Source organism: Epibacterium sp. ABZ3_068 (assembly GCF_056159265.1).
Genome location: NZ_JBSWUV010000001.1, coordinates 842,903 through 863,148 on the forward strand (window position 1 = coordinate 842,903; position 20,246 = coordinate 863,148).

General features: G+C 54.9%; 17 protein-coding genes. 5 read left to right on the forward strand and 12 right to left on the reverse strand.

Annotated elements, in window-relative coordinates; translation table 11 throughout:
- Window positions 1–34: 34 nt before the first annotated feature.
- Together smpB and ACXAEW_RS03895 are read right to left on the reverse strand one after the other, a co-directional pair.
- Window positions 35–514, reverse strand: a complete 480-nt coding sequence (gene smpB / locus ACXAEW_RS03890) for an SsrA-binding protein SmpB (RefSeq protein ID WP_474940085.1) — start codon at window positions 512–514, stop codon at window positions 35–37.
- Between the two features lie 142 nt (window positions 515–656).
- Window positions 657–1,190 carry a helix-turn-helix domain-containing protein gene (locus tag ACXAEW_RS03895; RefSeq protein WP_474940086.1) on the reverse strand — a complete coding sequence of 178 codons (534 nt, stop codon included), beginning with the start codon at window positions 1,188–1,190 and terminating at the stop codon, window positions 657–659.
- 122 nt (window positions 1,191–1,312) lie between these two features.
- Here ACXAEW_RS03895 and ACXAEW_RS03900 point away from each other — a divergent pair, with 122 nt between their 5' ends.
- The gene (locus ACXAEW_RS03900) at window positions 1,313–2,491 is read left to right on the forward strand and encodes a benzoate/H(+) symporter BenE family transporter (RefSeq protein ID WP_474940087.1); all 1,179 of its coding nucleotides are present in this window, start codon (window positions 1,313–1,315) and stop codon (window positions 2,489–2,491) included.
- A 130-nt stretch (window positions 2,492–2,621) separates the two neighbouring features.
- Window positions 2,622–4,454, forward strand: a complete 1,833-nt coding sequence (gene ilvD, locus ACXAEW_RS03905) for a dihydroxy-acid dehydratase (protein WP_474940088.1) — start codon at window positions 2,622–2,624, stop codon at window positions 4,452–4,454.
- A gap of 258 nt (window positions 4,455–4,712) precedes the next feature.
- Here the strand turns inward: ilvD and ACXAEW_RS03910 are convergent, their stop codons facing one another.
- On the reverse strand, window positions 4,713–5,531 hold the full coding sequence (locus tag ACXAEW_RS03910) for a sulfotransferase family protein (RefSeq protein WP_474940089.1): 819 nt from the start codon (window positions 5,529–5,531) through the stop codon (window positions 4,713–4,715).
- Window positions 5,532–5,685: 154 nt separating this feature from the next.
- On the opposite strand from ACXAEW_RS03910, the gene ACXAEW_RS03915 reads away from it, so the two are divergent.
- Window positions 5,686–7,263 (forward strand): DUF5928 domain-containing protein, encoded by a 1,578-nt coding sequence (locus ACXAEW_RS03915; protein WP_474940090.1) that lies wholly within the window; start codon window positions 5,686–5,688, stop codon window positions 7,261–7,263.
- A gap of 18 nt (window positions 7,264–7,281) precedes the next feature.
- Here the strand turns inward: ACXAEW_RS03915 and ACXAEW_RS03920 are convergent, their stop codons facing one another.
- The 3 genes from ACXAEW_RS03920 to ACXAEW_RS03930 form a co-directional block, all read right to left on the reverse strand.
- Window positions 7,282–7,578, reverse strand: a complete 297-nt coding sequence (locus ACXAEW_RS03920) for a DUF1330 domain-containing protein (RefSeq protein ID WP_474940091.1) — start codon at window positions 7,576–7,578, stop codon at window positions 7,282–7,284.
- Between the two features lie 124 nt (window positions 7,579–7,702).
- Window positions 7,703–8,338 (reverse strand): DUF1523 family protein, encoded by a 636-nt coding sequence (locus tag ACXAEW_RS03925; protein WP_474940092.1) that lies wholly within the window; start codon window positions 8,336–8,338, stop codon window positions 7,703–7,705.
- Window positions 8,339–8,493: 155 nt separating this feature from the next.
- Window positions 8,494–9,702 carry an aminopeptidase P family protein gene (locus tag ACXAEW_RS03930; RefSeq protein WP_474940093.1) on the reverse strand — a complete coding sequence of 403 codons (1,209 nt, stop codon included), beginning with the start codon at window positions 9,700–9,702 and terminating at the stop codon, window positions 8,494–8,496.
- A gap of 333 nt (window positions 9,703–10,035) precedes the next feature.
- Between ACXAEW_RS03930 and ACXAEW_RS03935 the strand changes: the two genes are divergently transcribed.
- A complete protein-coding gene (locus ACXAEW_RS03935) occupies window positions 10,036–11,511 on the forward strand; it encodes an NAD-dependent succinate-semialdehyde dehydrogenase (protein ID WP_474940094.1) in 1,476 nt (491 codons plus the stop codon).
- Between the two features lie 139 nt (window positions 11,512–11,650).
- Entirely contained in the window at window positions 11,651–13,825 is a 2,175-nt protein-coding gene (locus ACXAEW_RS03940) for an esterase-like activity of phytase family protein (RefSeq protein WP_474940095.1), read from the forward strand.
- A gap of 127 nt (window positions 13,826–13,952) precedes the next feature.
- Here the strand turns inward: ACXAEW_RS03940 and ACXAEW_RS03945 are convergent, their stop codons facing one another.
- From ACXAEW_RS03945 to ACXAEW_RS03970, 6 genes are all read right to left on the reverse strand, one after another.
- Window positions 13,953–14,417 (reverse strand): Hsp20 family protein, encoded by a 465-nt coding sequence (locus tag ACXAEW_RS03945; RefSeq protein ID WP_474940096.1) that lies wholly within the window; start codon window positions 14,415–14,417, stop codon window positions 13,953–13,955.
- Between the two features lie 125 nt (window positions 14,418–14,542).
- Entirely contained in the window at window positions 14,543–15,358 is an 816-nt protein-coding gene (locus tag ACXAEW_RS03950; RefSeq protein ID WP_474940097.1) for a trypsin-like serine peptidase, read from the reverse strand.
- Window positions 15,355–16,155 (reverse strand): trypsin-like serine peptidase, encoded by an 801-nt coding sequence (locus tag ACXAEW_RS03955; protein WP_474942986.1) that lies wholly within the window; start codon window positions 16,153–16,155, stop codon window positions 15,355–15,357. The genes ACXAEW_RS03950 and ACXAEW_RS03955 overlap by 4 nt, the downstream gene beginning before the upstream one ends.
- 152 nt (window positions 16,156–16,307) lie before the next feature.
- Window positions 16,308–17,627 (reverse strand): glycolate oxidase subunit GlcF, encoded by a 1,320-nt coding sequence (glcF, locus tag ACXAEW_RS03960; protein WP_474940098.1) that lies wholly within the window; start codon window positions 17,625–17,627, stop codon window positions 16,308–16,310.
- 3 nt (window positions 17,628–17,630) lie between these two features.
- Window positions 17,631–18,740: an FAD-binding protein gene (locus ACXAEW_RS03965; protein ID WP_474940099.1), complete on the reverse strand. Its 1,110-nt coding sequence runs from the start codon at window positions 18,738–18,740 to the stop codon at window positions 17,631–17,633.
- Window positions 18,741–18,807: 67 nt separating this feature from the next.
- Complete coding sequence (locus ACXAEW_RS03970; RefSeq protein ID WP_474940100.1) at window positions 18,808–20,244, reverse strand: FAD-linked oxidase C-terminal domain-containing protein; 1,437 nt, start codon at window positions 20,242–20,244, stop codon at window positions 18,808–18,810.
- Window positions 20,245–20,246 lie beyond the last annotated feature (2 nt).

Sequence of the window (20,246 nt, forward strand, 5' to 3'; positions counted from 1 at the left end):
CGTCAAATGGTATAAAATTTCTTAGGCAGAGACGTCAGCTGTTGTCTTTAAGCAAGCGCTGCTTTTGCCGGGACCAGTCGCGTTTGGCCTCGGTCGCGCGCTTGTCGTGTAATTTCTTACCCTTGGCGATACCAAGTTTGATTTTCGCGCGGCCCTTGTGATTGAAATACAGAACCAGCGGCACCAGCGTCATGCCTTTGCGCTGCGTTGCGTTCCATAGGTCTGCCAGTTCCTTGCGCGACACCAACAGTTTGCGACGGCGGCGTTCCACATGTTTGAAAACCTTCGCCTGCTCGTACGGTGGCACATAGGAATTCACAAGCCACAGCTCCCCGTCTTCAACAGCAGCATAAGAGTCTGCGATATTGACCCCATTTCCACGCATGGCTTTTACTTCCGACCCATGCAGCACGACACCGCATTCAATGTCGCTCTCAATTGCATAGTCAAAGCGCGCCCGCCGGTTCTCGGCGACGATTTTGTAGTTGGGGTCTGTGCTCTGCTTCTTGGCCATGGGAGGCAGATGTAAGCGGGCACGCGTCCGGGCGCAAGAGAGAGCGTGACCAGAAGCTCGCAAGAACACACCACACCCGCTTGCGCGCGCAGATGCGAGACTTGCCAAACGCGCGACTTTCGAAGCGCGCGCGATGGCCTTTTTAAAATCCGCGGCGCGCGTAATGATGGATGTTCAAAAACACGGCACCTTCTTCCGATCCACGATACCCATGCGGCTGATCTGCTGCGAATCGATACCCCTGACCCTGGTTTAACGCCTGGACCACGTCGCCAGCCAAGACTTCCATGCGCCCGGACAAGACAAACACATCTTCAACCAAACCCGCTTCATGAGCCTCCGATTGATGCAACTGGCCAGGCTTCAGGCTTATCTCGAAAGTCTCTTCTCCCAGGTTTGCATCAAACGGGAAGACAATCCTGACCGAGATACTGCCGGGAAACCGAACTGCCGAGCACCCATCCGGGCAGGTAAGCTCTTGCAATAAATCGGATAACGGCACTCGGAACCCCTGGGCAATCTTCCACAGCGTGGCAATTGTAGGGCTACTTTCCTGCCGTTCGATCTGCCCTAACATCGCCTTGCTCACGCCTGTCAGCTCGGCAGCCTTGCTCAAGCTCACGCCCTGACCAGATCGAATCCGACGAAGGTTTTGCGCGATCGTGTCATCTTTCATCTCTGGCCGATCCCTCACTTACTCGGTCTATGCATTCCCACTTGTGCGCTATAACGCACGCGACTATGCTGGATGCTATAACGCACGCACCCTAATCGCAGCCGCATTGGATGAAAAGCCGCATGGCCACTCAGTTCAAACTCTCACATATCGCCGCCGGAGCAATTGCTGTTTTGGTGGGCTATACAAGCTCCGTTGCCATTATCTTTCAGGCTATTGACGCTGTTGGAGCCACTCCCGAACAGGCGGCGAGCTGGATGATGGCACTTGGTTTAGGCATGGGCCTCACCTGCCTGATCTTGTCTTTGCGTTTCAAGATGCCAATCCTGACCGCTTGGTCGACTCCGGGTGCCGCTTTGATTGCAGTCGGAATGGACGGTGTCACACTGCCCGAAGCAATCGGGGCATTCATCTTCTGCGGCACGCTCCTAACGCTGACAGGCTTGACCGGTTGGTTCGAGAAATTTGCACGCCTCATTCCGGACAGTTTGGCCAATGCTCTTTTGGCCGGAATTCTATTTCAGTTCGGCTTGGCGGCCTTTCAGGCCCTGAACACGGACCCCTCTCTTGTACTCGCTATGGGAGCGTGCTTCATTACCGGGCGGATGTTCTTTCCACGCTATACAGTACCAGCTAGCTTTGCGCTTGGTTGTGCTTGGGCAGCGGCCACCGGCAGTTTTGGAGCAGCATCAGACCTCAATCTGTCTATCAGCCTCCCGGTTTTTGTCTTTCCGGAATTTTCGCCTCAAACCCTGATCGGGTTGGGCTTGCCGCTCTACATTGTGACCATGTGCTCACAGAATATGCCCGGTGTCGTCACCTTACGCAGCGCCGGGTACACCCCACCCGTGTCGACCAGTATGACGATCACCGGTCTTGCAACCCTCCTACTGGCACCCTTTGGCGGATACGCCTTTAATTTGGCGGCGATTACCGCAGCCATATGCGCAGGCCCAGAGGCAGACGATGATCCCAAAACACGGTATTTGGCCTCTGTCGCGGCAGGAGTGTTCTATTGCCTAGTTGGTTTGGGCGGAGCGGCCGTGATCAGCCTGTTTCTGGTTGCCCCTCCTGCCCTAGTTGCAACGATCGCTGGTCTGGCTCTCTTGGGAACAATCGGCAACAGCCTCTCCAGTGCACTTAGTGATACAAAGGGGCGCGAAGCGGCGATGATTACTTTTATGGTTGCCGTATCTGGTATCAGCTTTTGGGGCATTGGCGCTGCTTTCTGGGCGTTGGTCGCAGGGCTGGTTGTCAATCACCTCCTGACCTCAGTGTTACGCAAAACCGCCACCACCTGACTGCCTTCCTCGTTCTCAACCAGAGACTTTGGCGACTACAAACACTGAAAAGAACCGAAACAGCCCCCGAGATATTGCTATTGTTGCGCAAATAGTGTCCCTGTGGGCCAGAATTAAGGGAAAAAGCAAAATGCCGATGTACCGATCCAGAACTTCTACTCATGGCCGCAATATGGCGGGCGCGCGTGGCCTGTGGCGCGCAACCGGCATGACCGACGGCGACTTTGGCAAACCAATTATCGCCATCGTGAACTCCTTCACCCAATTTGTCCCCGGCCACGTTCACCTGAAGGACCTCGGCCAGATGGTCGCGCGTGAGGTCGAAGCCGCAGGCGGCGTCGCAAAGGAATTCAACACCATTGCGGTGGATGACGGGATCGCAATGGGCCACGACGGGATGCTCTATTCCCTCCCCTCACGCGAAGTCATCGCTGACAGTGTGGAATATATGGTCAACGCGCACTGCGCCGACGCCATGGTCTGCATCTCAAACTGTGACAAGATCACGCCAGGCATGATGATGGCGGCCATGCGCCTTAATATCCCGGTGATTTTTGTGTCCGGTGGTCCGATGGAAGCGGGCAAGATAGACATCGCTGATCTTGACATGACAAAGATCGACCTGGTTGATGCCATGGTTGCGGCCGCAAATGAGAATTTCACCGACGAGCAAGTCCAACACATCGAGGAAAACGCCTGCCCGACCTGTGGTTCCTGTTCGGGCATGTTCACCGCAAACTCCATGAACTGCCTGGCAGAGGCGCTGGGTTTGGCGCTCCCGGGTAATGGCTCCACCCTGGCCACCCACGCAGACCGCAAGAACCTGTTCCTTGAGGCAGGTCGAAAGATCGTCGAGATCACCAAGCGCCACTATGAACAGAACGAAAAAGGTCTGCTGCCGCGCGAGATCGCGACATTTGAAGCCTTTGAGAACGCAATGAGTCTGGACATCGCTATGGGTGGTTCGACCAACACGGTTTTGCACCTATTGGCCATTGCGCATGAAGGTGAAGTAGATTTTACAATGACCGACATGGACAGGCTGAGCCGCAAGGTACCGTGCCTGTGTAAAGTTGCGCCAAACACCCACAATGTTCACATGGAAGACGTGCACCGCGCCGGTGGCATATTCTCCATCTTGGGGGAGCTAAGCCGCGCGGGCCTGTTGCATAACGATGTGCCCACAGTTCATACCAGCACCATGGGCGAAGCGATTGCCAAATGGGACATCACAGTTGCAAATAACCCTGAGGCAGAAGAGCTGTTCAAAGCCGCTCCCGGTGGTGTCCGCACCACACAGGCGTTCAGTCAAGCGAACCGCTACAAGGAGCTGGATGTAGACCGCAAAGGCGGGGTGATCCGTTCCAAAGAGCACGCGTTCAGTCAGGACGGCGGTCTGGCGGTTCTGTTCGGCAATATCGCATTGGATGGCTGCATCGTGAAAACCGCAGGCGTCGACGCGTCCAACCTGACCTTCACCGGCTCAGCCTATGTCTGTGAAAGCCAGGACCAGGCGGTGAATGACATCCTGACCGGTAAAGTGACAGAAGGTGACGTGGTGGTGATCCGCTACGAAGGCCCCCGCGGCGGTCCAGGGATGCAGGAAATGCTCTATCCGACATCATATCTGAAGTCTAAGGGGTTGGGCAAAGCCTGTGCCCTGCTGACGGACGGTCGTTTCTCGGGTGGCACTTCCGGTCTATCGATTGGCCATGTATCACCCGAAGCAGCTGAGGGCGGAACGATTGGCCTTGTAGAGAATGGAGATACGATCGAGATCGACATCCCCAACCGGTCCATAAATCTCCTGGTTTCAGAAGAGGTCCTGGCAGAGCGCCGCAAGGTTCAAGACGAGAAAGGCTGGGAGCCTGCTGAACCACGCAAACGCAAGGTCTCTACCGCACTCAAAGCCTACGCTAAACTTGCAACCAGTGCTGCCAAGGGCGCTGTGCGTCAAGTGTGAACCACGCTTCACGGACAACTTTCGAAACGGCTCGCATTGCGGGCCGTTTCTGGTTTTCCAAGCGCTCCCGCGCCTGCACGCCTCATCGGCTCAGCCGATGCGACTTTCAACCTTGGGCATGGCGCCGCTAACGCGGCGTGCGTCTGCCGAAACGTTTGCGAGAAACAGAAAAGCGCCGCGATAGCGGCGCTTGGCCCAACGGGCGGAAGGCATTTCAATGCCTGAACAACGGGCGGGAGTGCCTCCGCAACCATTGGGTCAATTGCCGAGTTTGGCGTGCACCTCGTCCAAATCGATTTCACCAATTGGCATCTTGTTGCCCGGATTTTCAAAATCATATTTGAACACTTCAAAGTCGCGCTTATAGATCTCATAGATCAAATGCATCGACAAATCGTCGAAGTAATCTTCAACCGGATGAGCCCGCTTAGGCCCATGACCCTCACTTTCATTGAACCGCGGGATCGCGTTAAGATCAACTGAGTGCGGCGTCTCAATCGCGCTAATCACATCCTGCATACCCTCATTGAACTTCTCTGTCCAAACGACCTTGTCATACTTTCCGCCATTGCAAATGAAGGTGGAAACATGTCCTGAGGTCGAGGACCAATGGATGTCCGGTTCCATCGGGCGGCGGTAGCGAACCGTGTCCCGCACAAACAATAAGAAGCGGCGGAAGCTCTTGATCTGGTCGAACTCCTGCTTACCGTCCTCGCCGCCGACTTCGATCCCGTATTCGTAGATCAACTTGGGCACGAGGTTGCCCCGATACCGGCGACCATTGCGCTGGATGCCACAGATCTTGTCGAAAAAAGAACTCAATACGCGCGTGTAGGGATTGCGCACACATGTAAAGGCATAGGTATCCTGAGCTGCGACAGTCTCAGCTATGGCTGCCTGGCTATGATCCAAGGCCCATTTGTGCAGCCCGTCTTGGGCATCGTGAATATCACCGTCAAAGAAATGCCCATGATCCGAGTAATACATAATCTGGCCGATGGTCGAACATGCGCATTTGGGCACCACGCGATAAACAACACTCTTGCTTTCGGTCATCCAGGTTCCAGGAAACCCCATGTGTACTCCTCATCTCTTGCGAAAAGTAGATCTATCGCAATTTCGCGTCGGTCGTAAGACTTAAGCTAAAATACAGAACATTCCGGTTTATTCACCCTGTGTTCCCCCTTATCAAGGAAAACAATTCCAAGTGACCGGATAATTCGTTTCTCGTATGGCCCAAATCGCCTATATCCTCCTTTGCCACAAAGACCCGGACGCCGTTATTCAACAGGCGAACCAGTTAACTGCGGTCGGTGACTATATTTCGATCCATTTTGATGCCCGTGCCCCCAAAGCCGACTTTGACAAAATCCGGGCGTCTCTAGCAGATAATCCAAACGTGGCCTTCTCTCGCAAACGCGAAAAATGCGGCTGGGGAGAATGGTCTCTGGTTCAGGCAACCTTGCATGCCTTGGAAACCGCCGCGGATTGTTTTCCACGCGCCACGCATTTCTATATGGTGTCCGGTGACTGCATGGCGATCAAAACCGCCGAGTATGCGCATCGTGTCCTTGACCAGAGAGATCAGGACTACATTGAAAGCTTTGATTTCTTCGAAAGTGACTGGATCAAGACCGGGATGAAAGAGGACCGCCTAATCTATAGGCACCTCTTTAATGAGCGCAAGAACAAGGCTCTGTTCTATGCAAGTGTAAACCTTCAACGCAAACTGGCGCTGCAACGGTCAATTCCTGCCGACATTCAGGTGCAGATTGGCAGCCAATGGTGGTGCCTGCGCCGCCGTACAGTCGAACAGCTTTTTGTATTCCTGAAGAAGCGTAAGGATGTAATTCGCTTCTTCCGCACAACCTGGATCCCTGACGAAACGTTTTTCCAAACCTTGGTGCGCCACCTCGTTCCCGAAACAGAGATCGAAACCCGTACGCTGACCTTCTTGATGTTCAGCGACTACGGCATGCCGATTACTTTCTACAATGACCACTATGACTTACTGCTCAGCCAGGACTTCCTGTTTGCGCGTAAAATCAGCCCGGGCGCAAAGGACTTGAAACTAAGGTTGGGGAAACTTTATGCCGCGCAGGGCGTGGAGTTTTCGATCTCCAACGAAGGGCGGAACCTATATCAATTCCTGACCAAACGCGGTCGAGTTGGACGGCGGTTCTCACCACGCTTCTGGGAAACCGAGGGCTCGCTTGGTCGAGAGCGGGAGTTGATGATTATCACATGCAAGAAGTGGCATGTCGCTAAGCGCTTGCTTGAACCCGTGCGACAAGTCACCAATCTTCCTTGCCTAGAATATCTCTTCAACGAAGAGGGCACCCCCTTGCCTGACCTTGGCGGCATTCAGGCATCGCTTGAAAAACGCACACGCCATCGCCGTGCCTTGATGCGCATGCTGTTTGAGTATTTCGAAAGCAACCGAATGGTTGTCTGCATGGATCCAGCCTCTCTGGAATTGATCCAAGATTTCTATTCCGACCGATCAAAAACACGGCTTCTGCAGATCGAGTGTAACTTTAGTGACAGCTACCTTGCAGGGCACGCACGTCGTGTCGGGCTCGCAGGAGATAAGACCTCGGCACAGTCATTGGAACGATTGCTCCCGACCATACGCAATGACATCCTGTTTGAATCAGACCGCCTCCGCGACGCCAATCTTGATCATCACTGGATCCTGCGGGAGGATAACGATCCGGATGTAAACCGGCAGAAACTGCAGGAGTTCCTATCAACTTCCGAAGATCAAGCTGAGCGCATTCTGCAAAGTCAGAATGTATTTGCCGATTAAGAAGCCTTTCGACCGTTTTTATGTATCTGCCAGGATGCAGACATGAAAGTGCTGGAACGCCTGTTTTCGAACCGGTCTGAGCGCAGCGTACTCCACACTGTTGTAATAGCGCTCAATCGAAGCCTTGTCCGGAAACTCCGAAATTCTCACAGTTTGCGCGCATTCCTGACCTATCAGCGTCTTGGCAACTTCATAGACCCGTACAACCCGACCTCGAGAGGCTTTCTGCAAGTTTGAGCTCATCGCCAAAAACGTAGCCAAGGCTTCAATGTTTTCCTCATTGACAGCCGTCAGTTCCATGACGGTTACCGTCATAGCCACCTCCCCATACGAAATGTCGCTGTTTCCCCTAGAGTAAGTATGCAGACATCGGAATAAAATCCCCACAACGCAAAAGCAGCGAGGGCCTATACCAAAGGATCGAAAGGTAAACTTTAGGCTATTTCTTCTTGAACCAGCGCATTACGCTGTCTTTACGGTCGGACACAGCGTCCCCAACAGCATAGAGGTTGTCTTCGACATTTTCCACCAACGGATCCAATCGCCGCGCCTTAAACCGCCTCCAGCGTACAAATATCGCCCAGAAGACCGCCGCAAGCAAAACCAAAGTTATGATGCTGGCCCAATTGGTGGGTTTTGCGTCTGGGCCTTCTACGGGTTTCAAAGAAACCGCGTTGGGGAAAATCGAAAGAAATTGATTGCGCCAGCCATAGTGGCGAATGGCAACCCATTCGGGCGCTTCCTTGGTCGAAATCGCGTCGTTTGCCTCTGTATAAAGGTTGGCCGTGTCGAACTTGAAATAGGGTGGCCAACTCCAACCGGTGTCTTCATTTCGGTAAACAGTCACATCTCCGTCAGGGCGCACGGCTTGGATAAACTGCACGTCGCGGCTAGTTAAAGACTGGCTTTGGGCATCCGGTCTGGACCAGAAAAGACGTGTCCAATCGGTAAGCTCCTGGCGCTCCTCATAGGTGTTGACGATGCGTACAACATCATACTGGGGCAGCGTATAGTGCAGAAATGCTGCAATTCCACCCCAGAACAAGATGGTAAAGATCCACCGTAGATACCCCATAACACCCTCTCCACATTGATCGTCCCACGCGACACGACGCGTCTTTCTTATGTGGGCATGCAAAGCAAAAGACCAAGCGTCAAGTACAACCGTGTGACAATTCGCATCTGATGCAGAAAAGAGCCGCCAAAAACCGTATGACGGCCCTGATCGTGTTAACCTATGACGTTGAAATCTGGTCCATAAGGGTATTTGGTGATGTTTTCATTGCCATCCTCGGTGATGATCAGAATATCATGCTCGCGATATCCTCCGGCACCGGCCGAGCCTTCGGCAATTGTCAGCATCGGCTCCATAGAAATCACCATTCCGGGTTCCAGAACGGTTTCGATGTCCTCACGCAGCTCCAGCCCGGCCTCCCGCCCGTAGTAATGGGACAAAACACCAAAGGAATGGCCATACCCAAAGGTCCGGTACTTCAACAGATCGCGTTCTTCAAAGAAGCTATTAATCTTCTCCGTCACCTCTGAACAACTGACGCCCGGTTGCAGCAGAGACATTCCATATTCATGAGCTGCCACGTTGGCCTGCCAAATCTCCAGACTGGCCGCATCAACCTCCCCCACAAACATCGTCCGTTCCAACGCCGTGTAATATGCCGAAATCATCGGAAAGGTATTCAACGAGAGAATATCACCACGCTGGAGCCTGCGGCCTGTGACAGGGTTATGCGCGCCGTCCGTGTTGATCCCCGATTGAAACCAAACCCAGGTGTCGCGGTATTCCGCATCTGGAAACCGCTTGGCAATTTCCAATTCCATTGCATCCCGACCCGCCATTGCGACATCACTCTCGCGCGCACCCTCCTTGACCGCGTCGCGGATCGCATAGCCCCCGACATCTGCCACAGCTGCACCAGCGCGTATCAGTTCCAGTTCAGCAGCAGATTTTAGCATCCGCTGTTGCATGGTTGTTTCGAACAAATCCACCATTTGCGCGGGCTTCAAAAACGCGTCCAGTTTCGCCTTCTGCAACAAGGTCAGGTGGTCGCTTTCATAGCCGATCGTGCTGTTCTCACCTGTAATCGACAGGATCGCGCGCCAGAAATTATCGCGCTGCCAATCGGTATAGGTAATGTTGTCACAAAATGAACGACGCCAGGGCTGGCCAGCGTCAATCCCCGCGCTGATCGTTACAGCAGTCTTGTCAGTCACGACAAGCGCATAGGGGCGGCCAAAGGCACAATAAGTGAAGCCCGAATAATATGAAATATTGTGCATCGAAGTGAAAACGGCAGCGGCAACACCGCGGTTCTCCATCTCTTTGCGCAAACCGGCGATACGGGTTTCATATTCGGCAACCGAAAACTGCAATGGCGCCTTTTCACCATTGTGAAACCGATACATTTCAGGACGTGCAGTCATGCTGGATCCTTCCTTATGTCAAAGAAAGCTCCCGGCGTTCAGGACATTGTTAGGGACCGGTCCATGATATTGTCAGCATAACAGTGAATCATGCGGCGACGCCATCGCCCGACCGTACCCAAGACTGTGCTGTAGACCTGCCCAAAAACAAGAGAAAATTTCACATCCGCAGCGTGAAAAGGCCCGATGAGCGGCCAGCGCGCAGTAATGATCGTTTTGCGCGCGCGGAAACTGGTTTTATCCGCACCGTGAAACTGGAGTTAGATTATAGTATGGACAATTCCTACTATTCTTGCTCTCGATGCGCCAAACCGTATGTAAGGACCTTCCCCAATGACCGCTGCTGCGACCGAATTAAAATCCCTTCTGAAAGACACAAGCCTGTTGGAAACACGCGCCTATATCGGCGGTGAATTCGTCACAGGCGAAGGCGAGGCATTTGACGTCGTCAACCCAGCCCGCGGCGATGTGGTCGCAAAGGTCGAAGATTTGTCCCGCGCACAAGTCGCCGGTGCGATTGCACAGGCCGAGGTTGCCCAGAAAGACTGGGCTAAATGGACAGGCAAAGAACGCGCGATTGTCCTGCGCAAATGGTTTGATCTGATGATGGAGAACCAGGACGATCTGGCCGTTATCCTGACTGCCGAAATGGGCAAGCCTCTCTCGGAAGCCAAAGGAGAGATCGCTTATGGCGCGGCTTTCATCGAGTTCTTTGCGGAAGAGGCCAAGCGCGTTTACGGCGAGACCATTCCGGGACACCAGCGGGACAAGCGCATCACGGTTCTGAAACAGCCCATCGGTGTTGCCGCATCGATCACGCCTTGGAACTTCCCCAATGCCATGATCACCCGCAAGGCAGGCCCGGCGCTGGCTGCAGGCTGTGCCTTTGTCGCGCGCCCCTCTGAAGAGACCCCCTTGTCAGCAATTGCTCTGGCAGTCCTGGCCGACCGCGCGGGTATTCCGGCGGGCGTCTTTAACGTCGTGCCTAGCTTGAATGCATCAGAGATCGGCAAGGAATTCTGTGAAAACGACGCCGTCCGCAAACTGACTTTCACCGGGTCGACCAATGTCGGCCGCATCCTTCTGCGTCAGGCCGCGGACAGCGTAATGAAATGCTCGATGGAACTGGGCGGCAACGCACCGTTTATCGTCTTTGACGACGCTGATCTTGACGCTGCGGTTGAAGGTGCAATCATGTGCAAGTTCCGCAACAACGGCCAGACGTGTGTCTGTGCAAACCGGATCTATGTGCAAGCTGGCGTCTACGATGAATTTGCAGAAAAGCTGCGCGCCAAAGTCGCAGAGATGAAAGTGGGTGATGGTTTTGAAGCCGACACCGCCTTTGGTCCCCTGATTAACGCAAAAGCCGTGACCAAGGTCGAGGAGCACATTGCCGACGCCACTTCCAAGGGCGCCAAAGTTATCCTGGGCGGCAACCGCTCTGAGCTGGGCGGCACCTTCTTTGAGCCAACAATCATCACCGGCGCGACCACCGATATGGTCTTTGCAACGGATGAAACCTTTGGCCCAATGGCACCGCTGTTCAAATTCGAGGACGAGGACGAGGTGATTGCTCTGGCCAATGACACGATCTTTGGTTTGGCTTCCTATTTCTACGCCAAGGACCTGAGTCGTGTGTACAAAGTGGCGGAAGAGCTGGAATACGGCATTGTAGGCGTCAACACTGGCATCATCTCCACCGAAAACGCGCCCTTTGGTGGCGTCAAACAGTCCGGTTTGGGCCGCGAAGGTAGCCACCACGGCATCGAAGACTACCTGGAGCTGAAATACATCTGCATGTCTGTATAAGTCTTGTACTTTCAGATCTCTGAATTGGCCGCTTCTGCACGTGCAGAGCGGCCTTTTACATTTTTGATTCACAAATGTCACACAGGCGTCACGCCACGGGCGTCATGTCCCATCAGCATTAAATATTGGGAGAATTATGATGTCCGTGCGTCTTCTTTGCCTGACATCGGCCCTTGCCCTGACTGCTGTTCAGGCTTCGGCTGAAATGAACTTCAACCGCATCGCTTCTTTCCCGGTCATCAAGAACATGGCCGAAGGTGAGGACACCAAACGCGAAAGCTCGCCCGAGATCATCGACGCGACCGCAGATGGCATGACGCTGGTTTACACCGACAGCCCTCTGGGTGCGCTCGGTATGATCGACATCACCGATCCCGCAAACCCGGCCCCCAAAGGCAACATCGACTTGGGTGGCGAACCGACATCTGTTACCGTTGTCGGCAATACTGCATATGTGGGCGTCAACACCTCTGAAAGCTACGCCCAGCCTTCCGGCGTTGTAAAAGCCATCGACACGGCAACCGGAAATGAGGTTGCCGCCTGCGATTTGGGTGGTCAGCCCGACAGTCTGGCAAAATCTAAAGATGGCGCATTTATCGCCATCGCGATTGAGAACGAACGTGACGAAGACCTGAACGACGGCGTTATCCCGCAGCTTCCTGCCGGTAACTTGATCTTGGTCAACACCACCGAAGGCGGTCTGGACTGTTCTTCGATGAAGATGGTGGACCTGACCGGTCTGGCAGAGATTGCCCCAACAGATCCCGAGCCTGAATATGTTTCGATCAATGCTTTGGGTGAAACCGTCATCACCCTGCAGGAAAACAACCACATGGTTGTTGTATCCAAAGACGGCACCGTGCTTAACCATTTCTCTGCGGGCTCTGTCGACCTGAAGAATATCGACGCCACCGACGAGCGCGGCGCGCTGATCTTCACCGAAAGCCAGGACGGCCGTCTGCGTGAACCGGATGCGGTCACCTGGATCGACGACACCCATTTTGCGACCGCAAACGAAGGCGACTACAACGGCGGTTCACGCGGTTGGACTATCTTCAACAAGAATGGCACTGTTGTTTACGACAGCGGCACCGACTTTGAAAAAGCCATCATCCAGATCGGTCACTACCCGGACAAACGCTCAGACTCCAAAGGTGTTGAGCCTGAATCCGTAACCTTTGGCGAATTCGGCGGCACACCCTATGTGTTTGTCGGTGCTGAACGCGCCTCTGTCGTTGGTGTTTATGACGTAACCGACCCGGCTAATCCCGTTCTGAAGCAACTGTTGTCTTCAGGTGTCGGCCCAGAGGGGTACGTCACCATTCCAGAACGTAACCTGCTGGTTTCCGCAAACGAAAAAGACCTGATCGAGGACAAAGGTGCACGGGCTCACGTGATGCTGTTTGAGTATCAGGACGCACCGGCACAATACCCGCATCTGACCTCTGAAGGCACAGATGAGCTGATCGGCTGGGGTGCAATCTCTGGCATGGTTGCTGATGACGATGGCATGATCTACGCTGTGAACGACAGCTTCTACAGCTTCCAGCCTTCGATTTTCAAAATCGATCCGTCCCAGACCCCGGCGCGTATCGTCGATGTGATCCGCGTGCACCGTGCCAACGGTCAGCCGGCACAGAAATTGGATCTCGAAGGCATCACCCTGGACGGCAAAGGCGGCTTCTGGCTGGCATCTGAAGGCCGTACCGACCGCGCGATCCCGCACGCGCTATATCACGTAACTGCAGACGGGCTGATCAAAGGCCACAAGCAAGAGTTCGGCCTGCCTGCAGAGCTGATGGCGGTTGAGAAGCGCTTTGGTTTTGAAGGCATCACCAAAATTGGCGACACCTTGTGGATGGCCGTTCAGCGTGAATGGAAAGACGATCCCAAAAACCACGTGAAACTGGTGGCCTACAACACCGAAACCAAAGAATGGGGTGCCGTGCACTATCCCAAAGCGGAGCCTGCAAAAGGCTGGACTGGCCTGTCCGAGATCGTGGCACACGGTGACTATGTCTATGTGATCGAGCGTGACAACCAGCATGACGACCGCGCAGTGACCAAGAAAGTCTATCGCATCCCTGCTGCCGAAATGGTTCCGGCTCCGCTTGGTGGTGAGCTGCCCGTTGTTTCCAAAGAACTGGTTCGCGACCTGCTGCCCGACCTGAAGTCAACCGGCGGTTATGTTCTGGACAAAGTCGAAGGCCTGGCGATCCTGAAAGACGGCACAGCGTTTATCTCTACCGACAATGACGGTGTGGACGACAGCTCGGGTGAGACCATGTTCTTCTCAATCGGCAAAGTCGACTAAGTCACAACGCAAATCATCTTTGGAAGGGGCCTTTTACGAGGCCCCTTTTTCTTTGGTGCACACAGGGTGCAAAAAGCCCGCCGACAAAGCCGACGGGCAGGTCTAACCCGGAAGGAAGGGACGTGGGTTAGTTAACGGCTTTGGCCTCAATCTCTGCTGTCTCGGGCAGTTGGCCATTAATTGCAATGCGGCGGGGTTTCAGTGCCTCGGGCACCTCGCGTTGCAGGTCAATATGCAACATACCATCTGAATGGCTGGCCCCGGTCACCCGGATATGGTCGGCCAGAGTAAATCGGCGCTCGAAGGCACGCGTAGCGATACCACGGTGCAGATAAGTGCGTTCGCCTTCTTGTTCGGCCTTTTTGGCGGCAACAATCAGGGCATTTTCCTTTACCTCAACGCTCAGCTCTTCCTCGGAAAAGCCGGCCGCCGCGATCGAGATGCGATAAGCATCAGCGGCAGTCTTTTCGATATTATAGGGCGGGTAACTTGTGTGGCTGCTATCGGCGTTCAAAGCTCGATCCATAAGATCGGCAATTTGGTCAAACCCAATGGTGGCGCGGTGCAGCGGTGCGAAATCAAACGTACGCATGTCGTTTTATCCTCTTTCACGAGCGATATATGTCAGTGCCTTCCCCATGGGACAGGCGGGTTAAAGCGTCGGGCCCCACTTTGGGCGACCCGAACACAATTGACATATGCGTGATCAGAAAGGTTTCAACCGCCAGGGCGGACAAATTTCGCACTGCTACGTGCACCCGAACCCTGCGCCCTGCGATCAAATGTGCCTCCCGGGCCACTGACAGGATTGCGACGCAGCTGGGCTTTCAGTTCAGCAACGCGGTCTGGCAGAGCCATCCCAAAAGCCACCTTGCGCCCTTGGTAGGTTCCGCCCCCAGAGACTAGCGACAGTATCCTCACCCGTGACCCGACTTTTGCAAAAACGGGAGCACCAGAAGAGCCGAAGGTGACGTTGCAATCGATTAGATACATGCCGTTTTGCTCGGCCACAATGTTGCAGTGGCGTTGCCGCGACAGGGCTTGGGATCGTCCTCGGCCATAAGATGTCACCGAAATATCACGCCCGCGCGGATCACCTTGATGCAGACCAAAAGGATCCGCATCCAGTACGGTAATGGGTTCGCGCAGCCGAACCAATGCCACATCGTGGCGAACGTCTGTTGCTGTCAGCCGACCGCCGGGCTCGAAGAGAGGATCGACCGCAATCTGTTGTGCTTTCCGTTCCGCGATTGCAACGCCGTCACGCAGCCCTGCACGAAAAGTAACGTGTTCAGGGGATACCAGATTGCCATTGTGCCGGTAGACGCAGTGCGCCGCAGTCAGAACCAGGTCCGCTGCAATCAATGTGCCCGTGCAATATTTATCATTGTCAATATCAAGACGGCCAACGGCTTCCCACCCCAACAGGTCATCTCGTTGTGTCAGCCTACGCAATCCCGAACCGTCGGCTAGCGATGCCTGGGCTAGAAAAAGCAGAGCACAAAGCGCTGCAAGGCCCGCACGTAAAATCATGGTTTCACAAATTTTGCGCCGGTTTGTCCTGGTGCGTCTCCGACACGCACCCGACGCACACCGGTTGGGGCTGTGAAAGCGCCTCCGCCCGTTCCGGTCAAATTGGCACGCAACAACTCCAAATCTTCGGCCAGAGACGCCCCCAAGGAGACGCGTTTTCCCTTCACCTCCGCCTTGGCAGAAATTACCGAGACAATGCGCGGTATCTCCGTCTCGAAGGAAAAGACAGGGGCGCCGGAGGATCCGAAGTCCACGTCGCAGGACATAATCAAAACTCCGGCTTGTCGTGCCATGACGCCGCAGACTTCCTGCAAAGAGGGTACATCGGAGCGATCATGGGCATAAGACACAACGCCAATCTGATCCCCTTTCCTGGGGCGGGCATCCGTCTCAAACGGCTTTACAGTGGTGTTCCGGATCGGGCGTTGCAGTTGCAGAAGTGCTATGTCATTGCGCACCCGATCAGATGAAACCTCGTCATCATAGATGTACGACGGATGTACGGTTGCCCGGGACACCGACCGATAGGCCGAGGCGCGCCCATTACGCCAACCCGCCAGAAATTCTATCGTAGTTGGATCAAGCTGTAGCTTTGTATCCGGATCATAGAGGCAGTGGGCTGCCGTCAAAACCAGGTCCGGTGCAATCAGCGCCCCGGTGCACAGCCCCTGCCCGTTCAGATCAAGCCGACCAACAGCATCCCATGAACGGCCAGCGTCCAGTGTCTCCAGACGTTCCAAACGGCTGTCCGCGGCAGCCAAAGAGCCAATGGCGGCAAAAAGGCTGACCAAAACCATGCCGATCTTTGCTTTGATTTGCACCTGATATGCCCCAGTCATCTCAAAAGTCTCAAACTATTCCGCAACTGTGTAGCGGGACCAGGGCGAAAATGGGGCAGTTCACAGGAATTAAAAAGCCATTAACGTAACCGTGACCGGAAAACCGCGCACTAACGCAACCGAGGCACCGGGTCTGCGTCAGATTGCGCTGCAAAAGCGGGCGGTTTCGGGCCGCCTGTGGCCCAGTCCAGCAGTTCGACCGTATGAACAACCGGTGTAGCCGCAGCTGAACCGATTTGCATCATGCAGCCGATATTGCCAGCTGCAATCACATCCGGCTTTCTGGCTTCAAGCGTTTCGACCTTTCGCGCTTTCAACGCGGCTGAAATTTCGGGCTGAAGAAGATTATAGGTGCCCGCCGAACCGCAGCACAGATGTGGGTCCTTGGGTTCAACCACTTTGAACCCTGCGCGTTTCAACAAATCTTTGGGCGCTGACTTCACCTTTTGCCCATGTTGCAAGGAACAGGCAGCGTGATAGGCGACGGTCAGATCCTGCCCCGCCCCTTCGGGCAGTTCCAGCCGCAGCAACAGCTCGCTGACATCAACCGCCAGATCCGAAACCTTTTGTGCGGGGTCCGCAAGGTCGCTGTTGCGGAACATATGCCCGTAATCCTTGACCGTAGTGCCACAGCCCGAGGTATTGATGACAATTGCATCCAGACCATCGCCCGCGATCTCAGCACTCCAGGCATGAATATTCTTGGCCGCCGTCTCATGGGCCTCGCGCTCACGGCCCATATGATGTGTCAGCGCCCCGCAGCAACCAGCCCCTTTGGCCACCACGACCTCGCAACCAAAGCGCCGCAACAAGCGGATTGTGGCGTCATTGATGTCCGTATTCAGCGCCTTCTGAGCGCAGCCCGTCATCAAGGCCACCCGCAGCTTTTTCGGCACGTCCGGCGCAAAGCTCTGTGGATCATCGTTGCGCGACACTGGCGGGATGCGTTTGGGCGCCATTTCCAACATCGCCCGCAACCGCGGGTCAGGCAGCAGGTGGCGCAAAGGCCGCCCGAATTTTGCACCAAGCAGCGCGAGGCGGAAACGCCCCGGATAAGGCAGGATCCGCGACAATATCCAACGCAATGTCCGATCTGAGAATGGCCTTTTGTAGCGCTGTTCAATGTAGGCACGCGCATGGTCCACCAGATGCATATAATGCACGCCCGACGGACAGGTGGTCATGCAGGCCAAACACCCAAGGCAACGATCAATATGCTTGACGGTTTTGGCATCCGGTTCCCGCTCATTTTCCAGCATGTCCTTGATCAGGTAGATCCGTCCGCGCGGACTGTCCAGTTCATCACCAAGCACCTGATACGTCGGGCAGGTCGCCGTGCAGAAACCACAATGCACGCAGGAACGCAGGATCTCATTTGCACGCTGTGTTCCTGAATCACGCAGCTGCTCCTCACTAAAGTTGGTCTGCATGATTTACCCCATCAGTCCAGAGTTCAGGATGCCACGCGGATCGAACTGCGCGCGAAGCCCCTGTGCAAGTGCCGCCAGAGGTGCCGCTTGCGGTTCAAATCGCGCGGCTCCGACATTGTCGCGAACCAAAGTGCTGTGCCCGCTGATGTTGGATCGTGCCGTACGCAGATCGCATTGCTCCTCTACAAGGCTCCATACAAGCCCGCCGGCCCAATCCACTATATGTTGTCCATTCGCCCGTTCGACCAACTGAGGCATGTCGCTTGGCTTGATAGAACTGCGCCAGACTGCGCCCTGTTTCCCATGAAACAGTTCCACATCGCGCACTGCACGCCACAAGGGGTCTGCGGCTTCTGAACCGCTTAATACATCTGCCGTTGCGAGATGTGACAATTTTCGTTGCAGCTGTTCCATCCGATAACATACGGAGGCTTCAACACCCTCCAAACGGATCAGCGTTTGCGAAGGCCGCTCTGCCTGCTCAGGCAAACGAGCGGCTCCGGTCACATCAAACGGAGAATTCATAGACGCCTGAAAAACTTGCAAGGACTGCGCCCAATTCAACCCTTGCCAAACCAACGTGCCAGTAAATTCCAGCTTGGGCAAAACCTTGAAAGAAACTTCACTCAGCACTCCCAAGGTGCCATGCGCGCCTGCCATCAGCTTGACCAGATCATAACCGGTGACATTCTTCATCACCCGGCCACCGTTTTTTACTACCTGCCCGCGCCCGTCGACAAAACGAACCCCCAACAGGAAATCCCGCGCCGCGCCCGCCTGAACCCGGCGTGGGCCTGAAATATTGGCAGCAAAGGCTCCGCCAATCGTTGGCTCCCCTGCTGTCCCCAAAAGGCCGCGATAGTCTGACGGCTCAAAGGCCAGTTGCTGTCCTTCTGCGGCCAACAACGCCTCCACCTCGGCCAGGGGTGTTCCAGCGGCGGCCACCATGGTCAGCGCGCCCGGCTCGTACAGTGACACCCCGGTCAGCCCAGCCGTGCTCAGCACCTCGCCCGGAACCGCCAGCCCTCGGGTGCCGCCGCCAGAGATACACAACGGGCCTTTTGCCTCAGCAACCGCCGCCGCCAGTTCCATCTCATTTTGGGGAGTGATCATCTGTTTTTCCAAAATACTCTGGGGGGCCGTTGAGCCCATTGGGGCAAAGCGAAAGGCCAAAGCCTGCTCATACAACCTGCCGCCGTGCAGCGGTTACAGTCAGAGGAAAGACTTTGGCAGGGTTGAGCAACCACTTGGGGTCGAACACGTCTTTTACGCGAAGTTGCGCTTCCAGGTCTTCGCGCGTGTATTGATGCAGCATCAAATCGCGCTTTTCGACCCCGACGCCGTGTTCACCTGTCAGGCATCCCCCCACTTCGACACACAGTTTCAGGATCTCAGCCCCAAGCGCCTCGCAGGTTTCCAACTGACCGTTTTCATTGGCATTAAACAGGATCAGCGGGTGCATATTGCCATCGCCAGCGTGAAAAACATTTGCAACTTCCAGCCCGTATTCGGCAGACAGCTCACCAATGCGACGCAACACTTCCGGCAAAGTGGACACAGGAATGGTCCCATCCAGGCACATGTAGTCGTTGATCTGCCCCATCGCACCAAAGGCGGACTTACGCCCCAACCAAATGCGTCCGGCCTGATCTGCGTCCCGGGCTTCGCGAAGTTCAACAGGGTTATGCATTTGGGCGATTTTGATAATGCGGGCGAGCTGATCATCAATCTCGACCTCGCTGCCCTCAACCTCGATGATCAAAAGCGCTTCACAATCGGGATAACCGGCCTGAGCAAAGGCCTCGCAGGCGCGAATGCAGGGACGGTCCATAAATTCGATCGCTACCGGCAGGATGCCGGATTTGATAATATCGGACACGCAGGCTCCGGCTACTTCGTTGCTGTCAAAGCCGATCAAGACGGGGCGCGCGCCTTCAGGTTTATGCAGAATACGCAAGGTTGCTTCGGTCACGACCCCAAGCTGCCCCTCGGAACCACAGATAACCCCCAGAAGGTCCAGCCCCCCTGCATCCAAATGCACCCCACCGATCTCGACAATCGAGCCATCCATCATCACCATTGTGACGCCCAACAGATTATTGGTGGTTACGCCATATTTCAGACAATGTGCACCGCCGGAATTCATGGCAATATTGCCGGCAATTGCGCAGGCTAGCTGGCTTGAGGGATCAGGGGCATAAAAGAAGCCCTCATCCTCCACCGCACCTGTGACACTCAAATTGGTGCGACCGGTCTGAACACGGATAAAACGGTTGTCGTAGTCGGTTTCCAAGACGTCATTCATTCGTGCGACTCCCAGAATCACACAATCAGCGGTGGGCAATGCACCACCCGCCAAAGACGTACCAGCTCCACGCGGCACCACGGGGACATTCTGCGCGTGACAGATCCGGAGTACAGCCGCGACCTCTTTCGTGGTTGTTGGCAAAACCGCCAGCATGGGCGGGCAGCGATAGGCTGTAAGCGCGTCACATTCATAAGCACGGGTTTCAGCTGGATCAGAAATAATCCCATCCTGAGGCAAGACCTGAGACAGCTCAGCAATGAGCGCGGCCTTTCGGTCCAATACCAACTGATCTGGCTTTGGCATTTCCATGG